This is a genomic window from Kribbella aluminosa, assembly GCF_017876295.1.
GTDB classification, from domain to species: domain Bacteria; phylum Actinomycetota; class Actinomycetes; order Propionibacteriales; family Kribbellaceae; genus Kribbella; species Kribbella aluminosa.
In genome coordinates, this window is record NZ_JAGINT010000002.1 from 3,249,134 (window position 1) to 3,262,860 (window position 13,727).

A 13,727-nucleotide genomic window follows, 5' to 3' on the forward strand; every position below is an offset into this window, starting at 1 on the left:
TCAGCCGATCGCCTTCTTGACCAGAGCAACGATCTGCTTCTCGAGCGCGGGGGTGAGCCGGGTCAGCGCGTACGACGTCGGCCACAGGTCACCGTCGTCCAGCCGAGCCTTGTCGCTGAAGCCGAGCGTGGCGTACCGGTACTTGAACTTCGCGGCGTCCTGGAAGAAGCAGATCAGCTTGCCGTTCAGCGCCCAGCCGGGCATTCCGTACCAGAGCTTCGGGCTGAGCTCCGGCGCCGCCTCGAGGATCAGCTCGTTCAGCCGCTCGGCGATCTCCCGGTCCGCGTCGGCCATCGCGGCGATCTTCGCGGCCTGCGCGGCGCCCGGGTCCTCGGTGCTCTTCAGGTCCTTCGCGTGCTCCTTCATCGCGTCCTGCTCGGCCTTGGTGAACCCGCCGTACGACTTCTTCTTCGTGGTAGCCATCGGAGTGCCTTCCGTTGTCGTCGTTGCTCAGAACACTAGGAGCCACGGCACCCCCAGCGCTTCTCGAATCCTGACCGACCCGACCGTGACCGCGCTCACGTCACGAGCCGCGGACCGTCGGCAAGCTCGCCGACCTTCGTACTCAACTAGATTGACCACGTGTACGACGACTTTCCGGCGGAGCTGACCACCGAGCGCCTGTGCCTGCGCCGCTGGCGTCCGTCCGACGCCGAGAACTACCGCGCGCTGTGGGCCGAACGCGACCACCGCGCCCTGCGCCAGATCGATGCCGACGGCAACCCCACCGTCGAGGAGATCCGCGGCTGGCTGACGGACAACCCGCTGGCCGCGGCCCCCGGCCTCGGCCTGCTCCCGATCGAACTCCGTGCCACCGGCGAGTTCCTCGGGTACTGCGGCCTCACCGTCGGCCAGGCGACGTACGACGAACCCGAGATCGCCTACGAACTCGCGCACCGGACCCACGGCCACGGGTACGCCACGGAGGCGGCCCGGGCCGTGCTGGAAGCCGCCGCCGGCACCGGCCGGAAACGCCTGTGGGCAACCGTTCGTGAATGGAACGCCCCGTCGTTCCGGGTTCTCGAGAAGCTCGGCTTCAAGCACAGCGGCCGCGTCACCGAGGACGCCGAACGCGGCAACTCGATCTGGATGACCCGCCGCCTGGATCAGGTGTAAAGGCAGATCAGGTGTAAAGGCAGAACGGATGGCCCGCCGGGTCGAGCAGGACCCGGACGTTCGGCTGCGGCTGAAAGTCGGCGAGCGTCGCGCCGAGCTCCACCGCGTGCCCGACCGCGGCGTCCAGCCGACCGACCTCGATGTCCAGATGCATCATCATCTGCTGCCGCCCCTCAGCCGCCGGCCAAACCGGCCGCGCCCACGGCACGGAGGTCTGCGGCTGGAACGCCAGGTACGTCTCGGAATTCCCCGGCACGGCAAGCACGAACTCGTTCGGCTCGTTCCGGTGGATCTCCCAGCCGATCACCTGGTGGTAGAACATGCCGAGCGCCTGCGGATCCGGCCCGTCGATCACCGTTCCGAACCAGTGCCCCTTCGCGGATCGTCCTCGAAGCATCGCAGTACCTCCTTCAGAGGTGACACTAGGAGGGTGGACCGACAGAGTGATCTTGCTGCCGAAGGTGAGCCGGAGAAGGAGTTCAACCCCGGGATCCCCGCCCGCTTGCCGCGGAAGACCGCCGCCGGCGGCGCCCTCACCACCGGCCACCCGACGTACACCGACTTCGGCCACCCCCGATGATCCCGTACGTCGCAAAGCAGAGCCTCACGATCATCGCAGTCGGCGACGCCCTGGAAGCCAACGCCGTCCGCGCCACCCTGGAAGGCCTCAACTACCGAACCACCACCCACTGGGTCGGCTCCCGCGCCGAACTCCTCGAACTCCTCGCGGGCGAGATCCCCACCGACGAGACCGTCATACTCTCCTGCCACGGCGACGAACGCGGAATCCTCGTCCCCGAAGAACCACCGATCACCGCCGCCGACATCCACACCCACGCCCACCTCGCCGGCAAAACAATCATCAACCTCGGCTGCGAAACCAGCCACCTCGCCCCGGCCTTCCGCACCGCCGGCACGACGCACTACGTCGCCCCAACCGCGTCCCCGGACGGCACCGCGGCCCTCGCCTTCGTCACCAACCTCTTCTTCCTTCGTACGTACAACAGCCCCCTCCCCGAAGCCGTCCAGCGCGCGGCGGCGTTCCACCCCGAGTGCGAGCAGTTCGAACTGTTCCAGCGCTGAATCAGCTGACCGCATTGGTGAGCAGGGCGGCGTAATCACCGGCGTCGGCGGCTCGCAACGCGTCGAGGTACTGCTGGCGCGCCTGCTCGGCGGGAAGGCTAGGTCTCCTGCGCGATCCAGAACGCCGCGTCCCCAAGGAGCAGCTGCAGCTCTTCCGGGATGCGCGCCGGCGCGATCCCGATGGTGGTGTCACGCCGTCGCGGCTTGCGCGCCCGGATCGAGGCGTACGACGCCTGGCTGGCCGCGAGCCCCGGCGTACCGAAGCTGCTGCTGACCTTCGAGGGATCGCCGACCCTGCTGATCGGAGCGGAGCTCGCGGAGTGGTGTACGGCGAACATCGCGGCCCTGGAGGTCGTGCACTGCGGCGAGGCCGGGCATCACGCGGCGGAGGACAGTCCGAAGGAGATCGCCGCGGAGATTTCCGGCTGGCTCGGCCGCCACAAACTGCGCTGACCGACAGGCCCGGCCGGGCAGGAACCGGTCGGGCCTGTCGACGGATCAGGAGAACTTCAAGCGGACAATCAGATTGTCGATTGTCGACGGTGTGCCGCCGTTCTTGTCGTTGTTGGTGGTCGTCAGCCACAGGCCGCCGTCAGGCGTGTGGGTGACGCTGCGGAGGCGCCCCCAGCGGCCCGAGAAGACGGCTTGCGGGGTGTCGACGCCGGTGCCGGCCGAGTTGATCTTCGTGACCCAGAGCTGTTCGCCGGTGACGCCGGCGATGTAGATCCAGTCGTTGACGATCGCGATGCCGCTCGGGCCGGCCTGCGAGGTGGGCCAGGTGCGCTTCGGCGCGATGTAGCCGGCGCAGTCGCCGATCGTGCCTTCGCACGCGGGCCAGCCGTAGTTGCCGCCCTTCTGGATCAGGTTGAGTTCGTCCTGGCTGTTCTCGCCGAACTCGGACGCCCACAGCTGCCCATGCGAGTCCCACGCCAGCCCTTGCGGGTTGCGGTGTCCCCAGCTCCACACGTACCGCGCGTTCCCGCCGCTGCTGTAGAACGGGTTGTCGCTCGGCGGAGTGCCGTCCGGGTTCATCCGCAGGATCTTGCCGTTCAGCGAGTTCTTGTTCTGCGCGTTCCCGGAATTCTTGGCGTCACCAACGGTCGCGTACAGCTTCCCGTCCGGCCCGAACGCGATCCGCCCGCCGTTGTGGTACCGGTTCTTCGCGAGCCCCGTGAGTACCGGGGACGACGTCGTCGCGAGCTTCCCGTTCTCGTACTTCATCCGCACGATCCGGTTGTCGCCGGACGCCGTGTGGTAGAAGTACACCCAGTGGTCGGTGCCGAAGTCCGGCGACAGCGCGACCCCGAGCAGACCGCCCTCGCCGTCGGTCGTCACCACGCCCGGTACCTTCCCGAGCGTCGTCTTCTGCCCGCTCGCCGTCACCCGCAGCACCTCGAACCGGTCTCGCTCGGTCACCAGCGCGGACCCGTCCGGCAGGAACGCCACGCTCCACCCGAGATCGACCTTCGCGATGTCCTTGTCGTACGCCGGAATGCCGCCGCTGCCGGTCGCCGACGTACGGACCGTGACCGGGTTGCTCGCCGCCGACGCGTTGCCGTCCGGGTCCGTCGCCAGCACGGTGAAGGTGTACTGCGTGTTCGCCGTCAGCCCGGTCACCGTCGTGGTCAGCGAACCGGTCGACGCGACCTTTGCCGAGCCCTGGTAGATGTCGTACGCCGCGATGCTGCCGCTGTCGTCGGTGGACGCGTTCCACGCCAGCGACACACTGTTCGCGGTGGCGCCGGTCGAACGCAGGTTCCCCGGAACCGTCGGCGGCTGCGTGTCACCGCTGCCCGGTGTGGTGAACGTGACCACGTTGCTCTGCTGCGAAGCGTTGCCCGCGGCATCGAACGCGCCGACCGAGATGTCGTACGCCGTGTTCGCGGTCAGCGTGTCCACCGTCGCCGACAGGGTGTTGCCGTCGACAACTTTCAGCACGTTGCCGCCTCGGTTGATCTCGTACCGGACCACGCCGACGTTGTCGGTGGCGGCGGTCCAGTGGAAGGTCGCGGCGTTCGGCTTCAGGTCGCTGACGGTCAGGTTCCCGGGCGCCGACGGGGGAGTGCTGTCGTCGGTGGTCGGTGTCACGGTCAGCTTGTCGGCGTTCGGTCCGCCGTCGGCGCTGGTCGCGCGGGCGCGGATCTTGTTCGTACCGGCGGCCAACTGGAGGCGGACCGTCTTGTTCTGCCACGTCGTCCAAGCGCCCGTGCCGGGGAACGTGATGCCGACCGCGCCGGGCTGCCCGTTGACGGTGAAGTCCATCGGGCGGGTGGCCGCCGTACCGTTCGCGTACCGCAGCGTGACGTCGGCCGGGCCGGCCGGGGCGTTCACGGTCCACTCGACGTACCCGCCGACGAGGTTGTCGTAGTTGACGAAGCCGGTGCCGGTGTAGCCGGTGTGGTTGGACTCGACGACGCCTTGCGAAATGGTCGCGTCCTCGGCCTGGTAGTCGGTGGACGCGGCGGTGGCAGGTGGGAGCGCGGTCAGCGTGAGCGCGCCGGCGGCGAGCGCGATCGCCGCCGCGAACAGGCGGGATGTCATGCGGGTCTCCTGGATTTTCCGGGGCGGAGGAACTGCAGGGGACGTAACTATTAGGAAAGCTTCCTAACGATAAGTCCATCTGTCAACAGTGGGAGCCCCCGAGCAGGCGGTCGTGCCGGTGACCGAGGCGTTCGCGGTGCCGGACGGGCTGGACCTCGGGGTGGCGCTCGCTGCCCTGCACGACGGGGCGACGGCGCTCGCGCAGCTGGAGCGCGGCAAGGTGCCGACGGCGCCGGCGGCGCGATCGGCAGGACTGCCTACGCGATCAGGCGGTCCGGCGGCCGGTTCCTCGGGTACGGCGCCGCGAGCGGTGACTTCGCGGTGCCGGCCGAGGTCCGCGACGACGGCACGCTGGTCGGCATCTTCCAGCCGGACCCGGCCGAATGGCAGGAGCTACCGGTCGCGCGCTCGACGAACTGGCGCAGGGCCGGATCACTCACACCGGCGGGCAGACGTTTCCGTTGTCGGAGGCAACGGCAGCGCACGTCGCGATCGCGAACCGGCGGACGGTGGGGAAGACGCTGCTGCGGCCCTGACGGAGCGGGGTGCGGACCGCCAGGCCATCACAATGGCGCCGCTCCCGGCACGACGAGCGTGCCGGGAGCGGCGGGAGTGCAATCGTGGTGGCGTGGCGGTCCGGGGACTACCCCGTCGTCGCCAGCGCCGTTGGGCGGTACAGAGTCAGGCCGTCGTCGTCGACGACGGCGACCCGATTGGACACCGCGGTGGAGTCCTGGTGCGGTACGGCGAACACGGCGAACACGGCGAACACGGCGAACACGGCGGTCGCGCGGCGGCCGTCGTACCGGGCGGCGTAGCTCACGAACCGCCAGCCGTCGTCGTCCCAGTAGTCGTGGATGTCGGAACGGAGCAGCCCGTCAACCGCGCGGTAGGCCGGGCTGAGCAGTACTCGTCGCTGAGTGGCGGCGCGTGGGGTGTTGTCGGAGGCCGTGTTGGCGTACGGGTGGCTGAGGCGGATGCGGAACCGGCGGAGGGGGAGGAGCCAGTAGCGGTCGAGTTCGGCAGACAGCATCGCGAATGCTGCCGCTTCTACGACCAGTACTGCCAGACCCTTCCCCGCTGACCACCAGCCGGTTGTTGCGAAGGTTGCGGCCGCCGATGTTGCCAGCAGCAACAATGCGCGAGCGATGGGGCGGTTCCCGACGGGCTTGGCGGACTTTCCCGCGCAGCCGCAGGACGCCTCCGGTACGACGACCTTCGAGTAGATCAGGAAGCCGACGAAGCCGACGGACAGTGCGGCAGCGGCGTACGCCTCGATCGCCCAGAAGGGTGGTAGGAGAAGGGCGAGGGCGATCAGCACCCGTTGTACTCCGAATTGGCGAAATCTCCCAGAGGTCGCTGCGGAAATGGAAACTTTTTGCCTACTGTTCGTGCGTGCCGAGCGCCTGCCCGCGGAGCAGGAACCACGCCGCGACCGCGGTCGCCAGCAGTACGGCGGCGCCGACACCTGCGGCGATCGAGACGCCGTGCGCGAACGCCTCCCGAGCCGCGTCGAGCAGCTCGGCCGCAGCCGCCGGCGGCAGCTGAGCAGCCGCCTCGACGGCACCACCCAGCGACTCGTGCGCGGCAGCCGGCGTACCCAGAGGTCCGTCGAAGTTCCGGTAGACCCCGGTGACGATCGACCCGAGCAGCGCGATGCCGAGCGCCGTACCCAGTTCGTACGCCGTCTCCGACACCGCGCTCGCTGCACCGGCCTGCTCTTTCGGTACGGCGGACAGGATCACGTCGGCCGTCACCGTGAACGAGAATCCGGCGCCCGCGCCGACGACGAGCAGCGCCGCGCCGAGCAACGGGTACCCGGTGGTCTGGTTGATCGTGGTGAGCGAAGCGAGCGCCAGCCCGATCGCGGCCAGACCGCCCGCGACGACCACGCGGACCGAGAACCGGCGCGCCACCTGTCCGGCGAGGAGCCCCGCGACGACCGACCCGATCGCGGCCGGCAGTTCCGCCAGCCCGGCTTCGATCGGCCGCCGCTCCTGGACGAGCTGCAGGTACTGCGACAGGAAGAAGATCAGCCCGGACAACCCGAGGATCGTCAGCAGATCGGCGAGTACGGCGCTGCTGAAGCCACGGCTGCGGAACAGGCTCAGGTCCAGCAACGGGATCGGGAGCCGCCGCTGCCGCCGGACGAAACCGTAGAGCGCCAGCAGACCGACGGCACCCGCCGCGACCGGCAGCCACGCGAAACCGTGCGCAGCGAACTCCTTGATCGCGTAGACGACACCGATCATCCCGATCATCGACAGCACGACGCTGACCAGGTCCCACGGACCCGGCTGCGGGTTCCGCGACTCCGGCAGCAGCCGGGCGCCCACGATCACCAGTACCGCCATCACCGGCAGGTTGATCAGGAACACCGAGCCCCACCAGAAGTTCTCCAGCAGTACGCCGCCGACGATCGGGCCGATCGCCATCCCGGCGGACGCGGCTGCACCCCAGATCCCGATCGCGAGACTGCGCTCACGCGGGTCGTGGAACAGGTTGCGGATCAGCGCCAGCGTGGCCGGCATCAGCGTCGCGCCGGCGACCCCGAGCAGCGCGCGCGCCACGATCATCAGCTCGGCCGAGTTCGCGTACGCGTTCAGCACCGAGAGCGCGCCGAACGCGGTCGCGCCGATCAGCAGGATGCGCTTACGGCCGATCCGGTCGCCGAGGCTGCCCATCGAGACCAGCAGGCCGGCGAGCACGAACGAGTACGCGTCGCCGATCCACAACAGCTGCGTACCGGACGGCTTGAGGTCCTCGGACAGGAACGGTGTGGCCAGCCCGAGCACGGTGGCGTCGACCGCGACGAGCAGGACCGCGAGCACCAGCACGGCCAGCGCGAACCAGCGCGCCGAACGCGGGCGGGTGTCTGCTTGCTGCTTCATTTCTGTTCTCTCCGTATTGCGCCGCCGAGCAACAGCTCGGCGATGTTCGTGGTGAAGTCCTTCGGGGCCACCCGGCCCTCGCAGATGGCCCAGGCCGCCGAGACGAGCAGCCCGTACAGCGCCTCGGTCAGCCACACCGGGCTGAGGTCGATCCGGAACTCGCCGGTCTCCTGGCCGCGCCGGAACAGCGCCACCAGACCGGCGTCAATCCGGGCCCAGCCCTCGTTCTGCTCGTCGCCCTCGAAGAGCTGGTTCTCGGAGTACAGGAACGCGAGCAGCCCGGCGGCCGGCTCGAGCTCGCGCACCAGGCGGCGTACGGCGTCCGCGACCGGGCCGTCGTCGACCGCAGCCCGGGCGGCGGCCGCCTCGCACTCGGCGATGCCGAGGTCCTCGAGCGCCCGGATCAGCGCGTCCCGCCCGGCGAACTGCCGGTTCAGCGTGGCGCGGCTGATGCCGGCGGCCCGGGCGACCTCGTCCATGGTCGCCGTGGACTTCCGCATCAGCAGGGTCGCGGCGGCGCGCAGTACTTGCTCTCGATCGACAGCCATGAGACAAGAATAGCTCATATGAGACATCGGTGTCTCATTCTTGAGATCCTTCTAGAATTGAAGGCAGTATGCGGTATGCATTTGCTGAGAACACGCTCAGACCGACTACACTGGGCACGTTGAGGAGGGGAGTATCCCTCTCGGACCACGCCCGCGCGGCGCCGGTCCGACGCGGCAGCGTCGTCATCACGGGAGGCCTGGACGGCCGAACCGGTGCTGCTGGCCCGGACTGATCGAGTACGAGGGTCATCCGGGTGGGAGAGACCTCCGGACCACGCTGCGGTATGCCGACGTCCGGAGGTTCGTCATGGTTTCTGTTATGTCACCCATCGTGTGGGTGCTGACCATTGTCGGACTGCTCGCGATCGTCGCGTTCGACCTGATCGTGATCGCCCGCCGCAACCACACCGTGACGATCAAGGACGCCACCCGCTGGGTGCTGTTCTACGTCGGCCTCGCCGGGCTGTTCGCGCTCGGGCTGTTCCTGTTCAGCCCGGGGCAGTCGGGCAGCGAGTTCGTCGCCGGGTACATCACGGAGTACAGCCTCAGCGTCGACAACCTGTTCGTGTTCGTGATCATCATGGCGCGGTTCGCCGTACCGGCGCTGGCACAGGACAAGGTGCTGTACGTCGGCATCGTGGTCTCGATGGCGCTCCGGGCGATCTTCATCCTGGCCGGCGCGGCGGCGATCTCCGCGGCCAGCTGGGTGTTCTACGTCTTCGGCGCGTTCCTGGTGTACACCGCGGTCCGGCTGGTCCTCGAGGGTGAGAACGACGAAAGTGACTTCCAGGAGAACGCGGTACTGCGTGGGCTTCGCAGGATTCTCCCGTTGTCGCACGACTACGACGGCGACAAACTCGTCAGCCGAGCCGGCGGGAAGCGGCTGCTGACCCCGCTGGTGGTCGTGATCGCCGCGATCGGGATGGCGAACGTGATCTTCGCGCTGGACTCGATCCCGGCGATCTTCGGACTCACCCAGGACGCCTACATCGTGCTGACCGCGAACGCGTTCGCACTGATGGGCCTGCGGCAGCTGTACTTCCTGATCGGCGGCCTGCTGGAGCGGATCGTCTACCTGAACGTCGGCCTGTCGGTGATCCTCGCGTTCATCGGCGTGAAGCTGATCATCGAGGCGCTGCACGGCTCGCACATCGACGACATCGGCGCGATCCACCTGCCGCACATCGGGATCCTCACGTCGCTCGGCTTCATCGTCGGCACGCTGTTCGTGACCACGGTGGTCAGCCTGCTCAAATCGTCCCGCGACAACCGCCGCGAGGCCGTCCGGGTCGACGTCGACGACTGACGGCGGACCGCCGGCACTGATCAACCTCGCTCGGACGCCGGTCGAGTGGCGCCGCCGAGCGGCAGGTCGCCCGCCGGCGCCGTCTTGGTGAGTGCCGGCGGTCCGCCTTACGCCGGGGTCGGCTTGGTGAGTGCCGGCGGTCCGCCTTACGCCGGATGGGCTTGGTGAGTGCCGGCGGTCCGCCTTACGCCGGATGGGCTTGGTGAGTGCCGGCGGTCCGCCTTACGCCGGGGTCGGCTTGGTGAGTGCCGGCGGTCCGCCTTACGCCGGATGGGCTTGGTGAGTGCCGGCGGTCCGCCTTGCGCCGGGGTCGGCTTGGTGAGTGCCGGCGGTCCGCGTCAGGCCGGGTCCGGTTGCTTGGCGCGAGTCGGGCGGAGCCGCAGGTAGAGCGCCGGGATCGGGAGCCAGATCAGGCCGGAGGCGAGCAGGGCGCCGCGTAGCGACGTACGGCCGAGGGCGCCGAGCGGTGGGCCGCCCGCGACCTGACCGATCGCGTTCGCCTGGGACACCATCGAGAGCACGGTCGCGCGGGAGCGGGAGTCGACGTGCCGGTTCAGCCAGGCGGCGTGGATCGGGCTCGTGACTGTGTCGGCGATCTGCCGCAGCCAGAGCGCTGCGAGCGCCAGCCAGAGGTGGCCGGCGAACGCGAACAGGAACATCCCGAGGACGTCCAGCGCGGCGAGCGTCGCGAGAATGCCGGTCGGGTGCGAGGCTTGCAGGCGCTCCGCGGAGAAGCGGTTCAGCAGCAAGGAGGCGCACAGTGAGAGCAGGGTGCCGGCGAGCGCCAGGGCGGTGAACCAGAACGCCGGGTCCGACGTACCGAACACGGTCGGGAAGTCGAAGGTCAGCAGCTTGACCGACCACAGCCGGTCGAACGCCTCGCTCGCCAGGCCTGCGATCAGGCTGATCACCAGGAGCGTCCGTACGACGGGACGCCGGCGGGCCGCGTCGAGCCCGCTCTTGAACGTGTCGGTCACCTGCCGGAAGGTCTCGCGCTCCGCGGGCGGTGTCCGGTGGAAGTTCCGCTCCGGCATCACCGCGTTCAGGACGAGCGCGAGCAGGATCATCCCCGCGCCGGAGATCACCATCGGCAGCGACAGGCCGACCAGGCCCAGCGCGCCGGCCGTGACGGTACCGGCGATCGTCCCGCCGAGCTCGAACTGCTGGGCGCGGACGAACACCCGGTCCGCGCGGTCGGCGCCGATCTCGTCGGTGATCCAGGCCTGGTCGGCGCCGGAGGTGAACGTGAAGCCGACACCCCACAGCACCTGCGCGGCGAGGATCGCCAGGAACGCGGGCACCAGGGCCTGGAGCAGGAAGCCTGCGCCGATCAGCACGAAGCCGATCACGAGCGAGAGCCGTCGGCTGTACAGGTCGGCGACGAGGCCGGTGGGGATCTCGAAGAGGAAGCAGGCGAGCTCGAGGGTGGTCCCGACGAGGACCATCTGGAGCGGGTTCAGTCCGGCGTGGCGAACGTAGTACACAGCACTGAGAGTGAACGACAGCGCGCCGAGGAATGCCCAGGCGGCGTTGTAGACGTAGTACGTCCGGGTGGGGTCGGCAGAGCGGTACGAAACCATCAAGGGGGCTCCTGAAAGCGCGTGCGGGCAGGACGAAGCGCGACCGGGAGTTACCAGCGCCGGTCAAACGCTTGCGTGGCGCACGACTAGGTGCGCTTTCAGGAATGCGAACGCATGGCGGAAAGAGTAAGGCAGCACACGGCGCGTCCGCCTCCCAATAACCCGACCCCGTTCGGTGATCAGGGGTATCATCGAAATTGCCTGGCCCGGCCGTTCCCCCGTGATGGTCGGGTCAGGTTTTTCTCGGCCGTCAGCTGCCTGTCAGCGACCGCCGGCGCTTGCTGTCCTCCGCGAGCGATCACAGCCCGTAGTCCGGAAACTCGTCCGCGAACTCCAGCTCCGTCCGGCGACTTCCCAGGTCTTGACATGGGGCGGTGGGGGCGGGTTGACTGCGATATAGTTAACAGAAGAAATAAATTGTGCAGCGGCTCGGCGTCGGTGGCTCAGAGCGACCCCGGACCCCGCTGAGGTGTGTCCTGATCCGGTGGCCGGCCATCGGATCATTGCTCTGTCCGGATGCTTGTTGTTGCTAACGGCAACCTCGGAAAACCCTTGCCTGCAAGGGATCTGGGCGCATCGGTCACCGTCCGGTATCGACAGCGGCCAGAGCCCTTCCGCTCCCCGGTGGTTCTGTGTCATCCTCCGGGATAGCGAAACCCGAGATCCTATCGGATATCGGTTCCACTCCAGCGCGTGAGGGAAAGGAAGCGGAGTGAGCGCAACCTTCGAGGTGAAACCGGCATCGGCGGCACCGGCACCGCCGGCGTCAGCAACCGCCCGGAAACCACCGCGAACGAGCCGCCGGACGCAGGCCGGGCGGAGTCTGCGGCGGCACTGGCAGCTCTACCTGCTGATCGTCGTACCGCTCGCGTACTTCGTGATCTTCAAGTACATCCCGATCGCGAACGCGGTGATCGCGTTCAAGGACTACAGCCCGGTCAAGGGCCCGTGGGGCAGCCCGTGGGTCGGGTTCAAGAACTTCGAGTTGTTCTTCCAGAACCCGGTCTTCTGGACCCTGGTGAAGAACACCTTCCTGCTCTCGGTCTACACCGTGCTGGCCAGCTTCCCGATCCCGATCATCCTGGCGATCGCGCTGAACGAGATCCGCAACGGCCGGTTCAAGAAGACCGTCCAGCTGGTCACGTACGCGCCGTACTTCATCTCCACCGTGGTCGTGGTCTCGATGACGATCCTGGTGCTGTCGCCGCGGCTCGGATTCGTGAACGACGCGATCGGGCTGTTCGGCGTACCGCAGATCGACTTCCTCGGGAACCCGGACTACTTCCGGCACATCTACGTGTGGTCCGACGTCTGGCAGACCACCGGGTACTCCGCGGTCATCTACCTGGCGGCGCTGTCCGGGATCGACCCGGCGCTGCACGAGTCGGCGCGGATCGACGGGGCCAGCCGGCTGCAGCGGATCCGGCACGTCGACCTGCCGGGCATCATGCCGACCGCGGTGATCATCCTGGTGCTGGGCGTCGGCAACATCATGTCGATCGGGTTCGAGAAGGCGTTCCTGCTGCAGAACCCGCTGAACACCGCGCAGTCCGAGATCATCGCCACCTACGTCTACAAGACCGGCCTGCTGAACGCCGACTTCAGCATGGCGACCGCGATCGGGCTCTTCAACTCGGTGATCAACCTCTTCCTGCTGCTCGGCGTGAACTTCGCCGCCAAGCGCATCACCGGAAACGGACTCTGGTCATGAGCATCACGTTGCAAGGATTCCGCCGTACGTCGTCGGGCGGCCACGAGTCGCAGCGCACGACGATCGAGGAGACGCGGACCGACAAGATCTTCCTGACCGGCGTGAAGATCATGCTCTGGCTGGCGCTGATCCTGGTCGCGGTGCCGCTGATCTACATCGTCGCGAACTCGTTCAGCAGCCCGTCTGCGGTGAGCGCCGGCAAGGTTCTGCTCTGGCCGGTCGAGCCGAGCATCAAGGCGTACAAGGAGGCCTTCAGCGATCCGCTGATCATGAAGGGCTACCTGAACTCGTTCATCTACGCGATCTGCGGCACCCTGATCAGCGTCACGCTGACGATCGCGATCGCGTACCCGTTGTCGCGCCGGACGTTCTTCGGCCGGAACGTGATCATGAGCGTGCTGATCTTCACCATGCTGTTCTCCGGCGGCCTGATCCCGACGTACCTCGTGGTCCAGGACCTCGGGATGCTGAACACCCGCTGGGCGATGGTGATCCCGAGCGCGATCGGCGTCTGGCAGGTGATCATCGCGCGGACGTTCTTCCGCTCGACGATCCCGGACGAGCTCTACGAGGCCGCGACCATCGACGGCGCGAGCGACCTGCGGTTCCTCTGGTCGATCGTGCTGCCGCTGTCGAAGCCGGTGATCGCGGTGATCGCGCTGATGTACGCGATCTTCCAGTGGAACAGCTACTTCGACGCCCTGATCTACCTGAAGGATCCCAGCCTGTACCCGTTGCAGATCGTGCTCCGGAACGTGCTGATCCTGAACACCCTCACCGGGTCCACCACCACGACGAGTCTGGCCCAGCAGCTCGAACAGCAACAGCTGGCCAACGTCCTCAAGTACGCGCTCATCGTCATCTCGAGCCTGCCCGTACTGGTCATCTACCCGTTCGTCGCCCGCCATTTCACCAAGGGCGTGATGGTCGGCGCGGTCAAGGGCTGATTCG

The 13,727-nt window shown here is 67.9% G+C and carries 15 protein-coding genes; 8 read left to right on the forward strand and 7 right to left on the reverse strand.

The genetic code is table 11. From position 1 onward, the window contains the following. Complete coding sequence (locus tag JOF29_RS36745) at positions 1-423, reverse strand: iron chaperone (RefSeq protein ID WP_209698941.1); 423 nt, start codon at positions 421-423, stop codon at positions 1-3. 159 nt (positions 424-582) lie between these two features. Here JOF29_RS36745 and JOF29_RS36750 point away from each other — a divergent pair, with 159 nt between their 5' ends. Further along, the gene (locus JOF29_RS36750; RefSeq protein WP_209698942.1) at positions 583-1,116 is read left to right on the forward strand and encodes a GNAT family N-acetyltransferase; all 534 of its coding nucleotides are present in this window, start codon (positions 583-585) and stop codon (positions 1,114-1,116) included. A gap of 7 nt (positions 1,117-1,123) precedes the next feature. On the opposite strand, the gene JOF29_RS36755 is transcribed toward JOF29_RS36750, so the two are convergent. Then, the gene (locus JOF29_RS36755) at positions 1,124-1,513 is read right to left on the reverse strand and encodes a VOC family protein (protein ID WP_209698943.1); all 390 of its coding nucleotides are present in this window, start codon (positions 1,511-1,513) and stop codon (positions 1,124-1,126) included. Positions 1,514-1,546: 33 nt separating this feature from the next. Between JOF29_RS36755 and JOF29_RS36760 the strand changes: the two genes are divergently transcribed. The 3 genes from JOF29_RS36760 to JOF29_RS36770 all read left to right on the forward strand — a co-directional run bounded on the left by JOF29_RS36760 (position 1,547) and on the right by JOF29_RS36770 (position 2,652). Continuing rightward, positions 1,547-1,696, forward strand: coding sequence for a hypothetical protein (locus tag JOF29_RS36760; RefSeq protein ID WP_209698944.1), 150 nt, complete (start codon positions 1,547-1,549; stop codon positions 1,694-1,696). Further along, on the forward strand, positions 1,693-2,199 hold the full coding sequence (locus JOF29_RS36765; RefSeq protein WP_209698945.1) for a hypothetical protein: 507 nt from the start codon (positions 1,693-1,695) through the stop codon (positions 2,197-2,199). The genes JOF29_RS36760 and JOF29_RS36765 overlap by 4 nt, the downstream gene beginning before the upstream one ends. 159 nt (positions 2,200-2,358) lie before the next feature. Further along, the gene (locus tag JOF29_RS36770) at positions 2,359-2,652 is read left to right on the forward strand and encodes a hypothetical protein (protein ID WP_209698946.1); all 294 of its coding nucleotides are present in this window, start codon (positions 2,359-2,361) and stop codon (positions 2,650-2,652) included. A 45-nt stretch (positions 2,653-2,697) separates the two neighbouring features. On the opposite strand, the gene JOF29_RS36775 is transcribed toward JOF29_RS36770, so the two are convergent. After that, a complete protein-coding gene (locus tag JOF29_RS36775; RefSeq protein WP_209698947.1) occupies positions 2,698-4,740 on the reverse strand; it encodes a PQQ-dependent sugar dehydrogenase in 2,043 nt (680 codons plus the stop codon). 383 nt (positions 4,741-5,123) lie between these two features. On the opposite strand from JOF29_RS36775, the gene JOF29_RS36780 reads away from it, so the two are divergent. Further along, positions 5,124-5,276: a hypothetical protein gene (locus tag JOF29_RS36780; protein WP_209698948.1), complete on the forward strand. Its 153-nt coding sequence runs from the start codon at positions 5,124-5,126 to the stop codon at positions 5,274-5,276. 107 nt (positions 5,277-5,383) lie between these two features. On the opposite strand, the gene JOF29_RS36785 is transcribed toward JOF29_RS36780, so the two are convergent. The 3 genes from JOF29_RS36785 to JOF29_RS36795 all read right to left on the reverse strand — a co-directional run bounded on the left by JOF29_RS36785 (position 5,384) and on the right by JOF29_RS36795 (position 8,179). After that, complete coding sequence (locus JOF29_RS36785; RefSeq protein ID WP_209698949.1) at positions 5,384-6,061, reverse strand: MauE/DoxX family redox-associated membrane protein; 678 nt, start codon at positions 6,059-6,061, stop codon at positions 5,384-5,386. 61 nt (positions 6,062-6,122) lie between these two features. Continuing rightward, the gene (locus JOF29_RS36790; protein ID WP_209698950.1) at positions 6,123-7,631 is read right to left on the reverse strand and encodes an MFS transporter; all 1,509 of its coding nucleotides are present in this window, start codon (positions 7,629-7,631) and stop codon (positions 6,123-6,125) included. Then, on the reverse strand, positions 7,628-8,179 hold the full coding sequence (locus JOF29_RS36795; protein ID WP_209698951.1) for a TetR/AcrR family transcriptional regulator: 552 nt from the start codon (positions 8,177-8,179) through the stop codon (positions 7,628-7,630). The genes JOF29_RS36790 and JOF29_RS36795 overlap by 4 nt, the downstream gene beginning before the upstream one ends. A gap of 319 nt (positions 8,180-8,498) precedes the next feature. Here JOF29_RS36795 and JOF29_RS36800 point away from each other — a divergent pair, with 319 nt between their 5' ends. Then, the gene (locus JOF29_RS36800) at positions 8,499-9,485 is read left to right on the forward strand and encodes a TerC/Alx family metal homeostasis membrane protein (RefSeq protein ID WP_245359819.1); all 987 of its coding nucleotides are present in this window, start codon (positions 8,499-8,501) and stop codon (positions 9,483-9,485) included. 338 nt (positions 9,486-9,823) lie between these two features. On the opposite strand, the gene JOF29_RS36805 is transcribed toward JOF29_RS36800, so the two are convergent. Then, positions 9,824-11,065 carry an MFS transporter gene (locus tag JOF29_RS36805; protein ID WP_209698953.1) on the reverse strand — a complete coding sequence of 414 codons (1,242 nt, stop codon included), beginning with the start codon at positions 11,063-11,065 and terminating at the stop codon, positions 9,824-9,826. A 712-nt stretch (positions 11,066-11,777) separates the two neighbouring features. Between JOF29_RS36805 and JOF29_RS36810 the strand changes: the two genes are divergently transcribed. Together JOF29_RS36810 and JOF29_RS36815 are read left to right on the forward strand one after the other, a co-directional pair. Next, positions 11,778-12,776, forward strand: a complete 999-nt coding sequence (locus JOF29_RS36810) for an ABC transporter permease (RefSeq protein ID WP_209698954.1) — start codon at positions 11,778-11,780, stop codon at positions 12,774-12,776. After that, positions 12,773-13,723, forward strand: a complete 951-nt coding sequence (locus JOF29_RS36815; protein WP_209698955.1) for a carbohydrate ABC transporter permease — start codon at positions 12,773-12,775, stop codon at positions 13,721-13,723. The genes JOF29_RS36810 and JOF29_RS36815 overlap by 4 nt, the downstream gene beginning before the upstream one ends. The last annotated feature ends 4 nt before the right edge of the window (positions 13,724-13,727 follow it).

Coding starts and splice junctions, on each gene's coding strand:
- JOF29_RS36775 (WP_209698947.1), bottom strand. CDS start 4,740: ATGACATCCCGCCTGTTCGCGGCGGCGATCGCGCTCGCCGCCGGCGCG.
- JOF29_RS36770 (WP_209698946.1), top strand. CDS start 2,359: ATGCGCGCCGGCGCGATCCCGATGGTGGTGTCACGCCGTCGCGGCTTG.
- JOF29_RS36795 (WP_209698951.1), bottom strand. CDS start 8,179: ATGGCTGTCGATCGAGAGCAAGTACTGCGCGCCGCCGCGACCCTGCTG.
- JOF29_RS36765 (WP_209698945.1), top strand. CDS start 1,693: ATGATCCCGTACGTCGCAAAGCAGAGCCTCACGATCATCGCAGTCGGC.
- JOF29_RS36800 (WP_245359819.1), top strand. CDS start 8,499: ATGTCACCCATCGTGTGGGTGCTGACCATTGTCGGACTGCTCGCGATC.
- JOF29_RS36790 (WP_209698950.1), bottom strand. CDS start 7,631: ATGAAGCAGCAAGCAGACACCCGCCCGCGTTCGGCGCGCTGGTTCGCG.
- JOF29_RS36780 (WP_209698948.1), top strand. CDS start 5,124: ATGGCAGGAGCTACCGGTCGCGCGCTCGACGAACTGGCGCAGGGCCGG.
- JOF29_RS36815 (WP_209698955.1), top strand. CDS start 12,773: ATGAGCATCACGTTGCAAGGATTCCGCCGTACGTCGTCGGGCGGCCAC.
- JOF29_RS36745 (WP_209698941.1), bottom strand. CDS start 423: ATGGCTACCACGAAGAAGAAGTCGTACGGCGGGTTCACCAAGGCCGAG.
- JOF29_RS36755 (WP_209698943.1), bottom strand. CDS start 1,513: ATGCTTCGAGGACGATCCGCGAAGGGGCACTGGTTCGGAACGGTGATC.
- JOF29_RS36805 (WP_209698953.1), bottom strand. CDS start 11,065: ATGGTTTCGTACCGCTCTGCCGACCCCACCCGGACGTACTACGTCTAC.